At 63.2% G+C, this 4,842-nt stretch carries 6 protein-coding genes; all 6 read right to left on the bottom strand.

The annotated features are described in order from the left end of the window. Positions 1-125 precede the first annotated feature (125 nt). Positions 126-548, bottom strand: coding sequence for an arsenate reductase (glutaredoxin) (gene arsC, locus EN884_RS25945; RefSeq protein ID WP_063168658.1), 423 nt, complete (start codon positions 546-548; stop codon positions 126-128). After that, on the bottom strand, positions 545-1,609 hold the full coding sequence (gene arsB / locus EN884_RS25940) for an ACR3 family arsenite efflux transporter (protein WP_164747183.1): 1,065 nt from the start codon (positions 1,607-1,609) through the stop codon (positions 545-547). Before arsB ends, arsC begins: the two co-directional genes overlap by 4 nt. Positions 1,610-1,701: 92 nt before the next feature. After that, positions 1,702-2,034: a metalloregulator ArsR/SmtB family transcription factor gene (locus EN884_RS25935; protein ID WP_013530549.1), complete on the bottom strand. Its 333-nt coding sequence runs from the start codon at positions 2,032-2,034 to the stop codon at positions 1,702-1,704. A gap of 70 nt (positions 2,035-2,104) precedes the next feature. After that, positions 2,105-2,806, bottom strand: a complete 702-nt coding sequence (locus EN884_RS25930) for an RES family NAD+ phosphorylase (protein WP_063168660.1) — start codon at positions 2,804-2,806, stop codon at positions 2,105-2,107. Beyond that, positions 2,800-3,222 (bottom strand): MbcA/ParS/Xre antitoxin family protein, encoded by a 423-nt coding sequence (locus EN884_RS25925; RefSeq protein ID WP_013530547.1) that lies wholly within the window; start codon positions 3,220-3,222, stop codon positions 2,800-2,802. The genes EN884_RS25930 and EN884_RS25925 overlap by 7 nt, the downstream gene beginning before the upstream one ends. A gap of 144 nt (positions 3,223-3,366) precedes the next feature. Next, complete coding sequence (locus EN884_RS25920) at positions 3,367-4,800, bottom strand: aldehyde dehydrogenase family protein (RefSeq protein ID WP_063170298.1); 1,434 nt, start codon at positions 4,798-4,800, stop codon at positions 3,367-3,369. Positions 4,801-4,842 lie beyond the last annotated feature (42 nt).

Raw genomic sequence — 4,842 nt, 5'->3', positions numbered from 1 at the left:
AGCTGAAGCCGCGTCGGATTGCCGAGCGCTTCAAGCTGCGCGGCTGCTTTTTCGAGTCTCATGGAAATAAGCTACGCAGCACTTTTCGCGCCGTCAACCCAATTTCGAAAATTATGGAAATAGCGTCAACCGGGGCGCTTGCCCGAGGCGTAAATGACCACCTCGCCATCCTCCTTGGTGAACGTGCCGATGTCCGGATTGGGCAGAATGTCCAGCACCTTTTCCGACGGCCGCGCCAGCACGACGCCGAGCGGACTGACGACGATCGGCCGGTTGATCAGGATCGGATGTGCCAGCATGAAATCGAGGATCTGCTGGTCGGACCATTTCGGGTCGGCAAGGCCGAGTTCGGCATAGGGTGTGCCCTTCTCGCGCAGCAGGGCGCGCGGTGTAATGCCCATCGCCGCGATCAGGTCGACCAACCTTTCGCGCGATGGCGGCGTCTTCAGATATTCGATCACCTCCGGCTCCTCGCCCGACTGGCGGATCATGGCCAACGTGTTGCGCGACGTGCCGCAATCGGGATTGTGGTAGATGGTGATGGTCATTTCGAGGTCCTCTCAGCCGACATGGTATTCCGGACGGCGCCGCCCATCTCGTACCAGCCCTTGCTGCGGTTCACGATCCACACCACCGACAGCATGACCGGAACCTCGATGAGCACCCCGACCACAGTGGCAAGGGCCGCGCCAGAATTCAGCCCGAACAGCGCGATCGCGGCGGCCACCGCCAGCTCGAAGAAGTTCGACGCGCCGATCAGCGCCGATGGTCCAGCCACGCAGTGTCGTTCGCCGCTGAGGCGGTTGAGCAGATAGGCAAGACCGGAATTGAAATAGACCTGGATCAGGATCGGCACCGCCAGCAGCACGATCACCAATGGCTGCGCGATGATCTGCTCGCCCTGAAAGCCGAACAGCAGCACCAACGTCGCCAGCAAGGCAACCAGCGACAGGGGCTGCAGCGTGGCAAGCAGGGCCTCAAGCCCGGCCTGTCCCCTCGCTGCCAGCAGCCGGCCACGAACCAACTGCGCGACGATCACCGGCGCGACGATGTAGAGTGCGACCGACAGCATCAGCGTGCCCCATGGCACGGTGATCGCCGACAGGCCGAGCAGCAGGCCGACGATTGGCGCGAAAGCAACGATCATGATAGCGTCGTTGAGCGCTACCTGCGACAGCGTGAAATTCGGCTCGCCGCGCGTCAGGTTCGACCAGACGAAAACCATCGCCGTGCACGGCGCCGCGGCAAGGATGATCAGCCCGGCAATGTAGGAATCGATCTGCACGGCGGGCAGCCACGGCCGGAACAACCAGCCGATGAAGAGCCAGCCCAGCAGCGCCATCGAGAACGGCTTCACCGCCCAGTTGATGAACAGCGTCACGCCGATGCCGCGCCAATAGGTGCCGACCTTGGCCAGCGAGGCGAAATCGACGCGCAAGAGCATCGGCACGATCATCAGCCAGATCAGCACGGCGACAGGAATGTTGACCCTGGCGATCTCGGCCAACGCGATGGCGCCGAACACGCCCGGCAGCAGATGGCCAAGCGCGATGCCCGCGACGATGCACAGTGCCACCCACACCGTCAGATATTTCTCGACGAAGCCGATGCCGGGCCGCACCGCCTCAGCTGTGTTCAGAGCATGATCGGTCATGATGGCTTCCTTGTTCGAACGGCGCGCGGCGGACAGTCACAAGCCCCTCAGCAGTCACAGGTCACGGCATTGATGACCGGGCGGCAGAGCTCCGGCGCGCCATTGCAGCAATCTTCCATCAGATAGGCCAGCAGGTCGCGCAAGCCGGTCATGTCGGCGACATAGCGCACGGTCCTTCCGTCGCGTTCGGGACGGATCAGCCCGGCATGGGCGAGCACCTTCAGATGCGCCGACATGGTGTTCTGGACCGTGTCCAGCCTCGTTGCGATCTCGCCGGCTGGAATGCCTTCCGGGCCGGCACGCACGAGCAGCCGGAAGACATCCAGCCGCGTCTCCTGGCCAAGTGCGGCCAGCGCGTTCAAAGTGCCCTTCCTATTCATATATCCGAATCCTTGGATTTATGGATTCGTGAATATCGACTCCCCCGCGATCTGTAAAGGATGTCCGCCGCTATGATGTGACGGCAAGCACCTTTCCCGTATCGTGCTGGCGCACGAAGTCCACCCGGGCACCATCCCAGTGGTAGCTGTAGTGGCGGCCCTGCACTGGAATGGCAATGACATCGGGCCAGAAGATGCCGATGCAGCCGCCGCCCGGCATGCGCACGCTGTTCCACACCAGCCCGTCGCTGCCTGCTGCCCGCAGCGCCCGCCCTTCCGCCTGCGAGGCGGAATAGTCGTCCGGGTCGAGCACGCCGGGCACGGCGTTGACGTCATCGAGGTCGCGGTCGACGTTGCCGATCAGCACGCGGAAATCCGCCGTCCAGCCCGGCCCTTCGTTGGTGGCGCGCATGAATTTCTGATGGTGGTGAATGGTCTCGGCCAGCGCCACCTCCTCGCTGTCACCCGCATAATAAATCCCGTAGCTGCCATCCGAGAAGCGGCCTGGTCTGAGCGTCGAGCAATGCACGAAGGGCGCCATCACGAAACTGGCGCCGGGGCCGGAAATCCGCCTTGCGGCCGAAACCTTGCCGAGATCGCCGATCTCGAACCTTATGCGTGGGTTTGTCTTCGCCTCGACGGCGGCAAGCGCCTCCCAGTCGCGCGGGTCGGCAATGTCTTCGAACAGGTCGATCGGTGGGTGGATGGAACGGATGATGCGGAAGGTCTGGTGCCAGTCGACGCGGCGACGGACCGCAAGCCCACTCACCATGCACCACGCTCCGCATCGAGCCATTCGCGCATCGCCGAGAGATCGGAGATTTCGCCGCGCAGCATCAGGTCGAGCGCCGACTGGCCGCCAAAGGTGGCATTGGGCTTGCGGATCCAGGCATAGCCGCGCGCCGGTTCCGTGAAGAGGTAGCGCAGGCCCTTGTGGATGCCCATCAGATGCGCCATGCGGGTGCGCAGGTCGCGGTCGATCCTGCCGATGCCACCTTCCTTCGCCCCAGTCTTCCAGCGTGCCCAGGTGCGCGCCGACATACCGCCGAGCAGGATGCAGGCCTCCAGGTCGGTGAGGTTCCAGGCCTTGAACAGATTGACCGTTGTGCGCGCCAGCGCGCCCGCTTCTTCATCCGAGATAGCGGCTCCGAACGTGGCCGGCGTGGTGACGATGGATTGAAGCTGCATTGCGTTCACCTTGCTGATTGGCAGATATATAGCATGTATTTGCCAATTGGCAAGAATGCGGAGATGGCAAGGCTTGGCTGCAAAATGAAAAGGCGCGGCCCACACCGCAGGCCGCGCCCTTTATTGCATCACACTGTACGGTGCCTACTCAGCCGCTTCATATCCCGCGATGCCCTTGATCTCGAGGAAATCCTCAAGTCCGTATTCGGCATATTCGCGGCCATTGCCCGACTGCTTGTAGCCGCCGAACGGCAGGCCGGCGTCCCACTGGGGATAGTTGATGTAGACATTGCCGGTGCGCATGCGCGCCGCGACTTCGCGCGCCTTCTTCATGTCCTTGGCCTGGATGTAGGAGGCGAGGCCATAGACGGTGTCGTTGGCGGTCTCGACCACCTCGTCGACGCTGTCATAGGGCATGATCGCCAGTACCGGCCCAAAGATCTCCTCGCGCGCGATGCGCATGTCGTGGGTAACGTCGGCGAACACCGTCGGCCTGACATAGTAGCCGCGGTTGAGTTCGGCCGGACGGCCGGGGCCGCCGGCGACCAACGTCGCACCCTCGTCGATGCCGGCCTGGATCAGGTCCTGGATCTTGTCGAACTGAACTTGGCTGACGACCGGGCCGAGCTTGGTGCCGGCAGCGTCGGCCGGACCGACGGTGAATTTTTCCGCCGCAACCTTGGCATAGCCGGCCGCCTCGTCATGGCGCTCGCGCGGCACGAACATGCGCGTTGGCGCGTTGCAGGACTGGCCGCTGTTGCTGAAGCAACCGGCCACGCCCTTGCTGACCGCGCTTGCGAGGTCGACGTCGGGGAACAGAATGTTGGCCGACTTGCCACCAAGCTCCTGATGCACGCGCTTGACCGTGTCGGCAGCGGCCTTGGCCACCAGGATGCCGGCGCGGGTCGAACCGGTGAACGACATCATGTCGATGTCAGGATGGCTGGACAACGCCTGGCCGACGCCCGGTCCGTCGCCATTGACGAGGTTGAAGACGCCCTTCGGCACGCCGGCCTCGTCGAGGATCTCGGCGAAGATGATGGCGTCGAGCGGCGCGATCTCGGATGGCTTGAGCACCATGGTGCAGCCGGCGGCGAGCGCCGGACCCACCTTGCAGGTGATCTGGTTGAGCGGCCAGTTCCACGGCGTGATCAGCCCGACGACACCGATCGGCTCCTTGACCACGAGATGATTGCCCTTCACGTGGCGGAATTCGAAAGCCTTCAGCGTCTCGGCCATTTTGGTCAGATGCGCCAGCCCAATGCCGACCTGGCTGTCCAACGCCATCTGGCGCGGCGCGCCCATCTCGCGCGACACGGCAACCGCAAGATCGCCACTGCGCTTCTTGTAGACCGCGATGATGCGATTCAACAGGTCGAGCCGCTCGCTAACTTCGGTGAAACCAAAGCCGTTGAAGGCGCGCTTGGCGGCAGCCACCGCCTTGTCGACATCGGCCTTGGAGCCGAGCGAAATCTGCGCAAAAGCGTCCTCATTCGAGGGATCGATGACGTCCAATGGGTTGGGCACAACAGGATCGACCCACGCGCCATCGATGTAGAACTGCAGATTGTGTGACATGGTTTTCTCCTTGGCCGCATGGTCGCGCCGGGCCGTCATATC

Origin of the sequence: Mesorhizobium sp. M7A.F.Ca.AU.001.01.1.1 (genome assembly GCF_004022735.1) — a bacterium.
Taxonomy (GTDB): Bacteria; Pseudomonadota; Alphaproteobacteria; order Rhizobiales; family Rhizobiaceae; genus Mesorhizobium; species Mesorhizobium ciceri.
This window is presented reverse-complemented; position numbering and strand designations above follow the sequence as displayed.

Bases quoted from the DNA above. Each gene is read 5' to 3' on its own strand.
- arsC (WP_063168658.1), bottom strand. From the start codon at position 548: ATGACCATCACCATCTACCACAATCCCGATTGCGGCACGTCGCGCAAC.
- EN884_RS25935 (WP_013530549.1), bottom strand. From the start codon at position 2,034: ATGAATAGGAAGGGCACTTTGAACGCGCTGGCCGCACTTGGCCAGGAG.
- EN884_RS25930 (WP_063168660.1), bottom strand. From the start codon at position 2,806: ATGGTGAGTGGGCTTGCGGTCCGTCGCCGCGTCGACTGGCACCAGACC.
- EN884_RS25925 (WP_013530547.1), bottom strand. From the start codon at position 3,222: ATGCAGCTTCAATCCATCGTCACCACGCCGGCCACGTTCGGAGCCGCT.
- EN884_RS25920 (WP_063170298.1), bottom strand. From the start codon at position 4,800: ATGTCACACAATCTGCAGTTCTACATCGATGGCGCGTGGGTCGATCCT.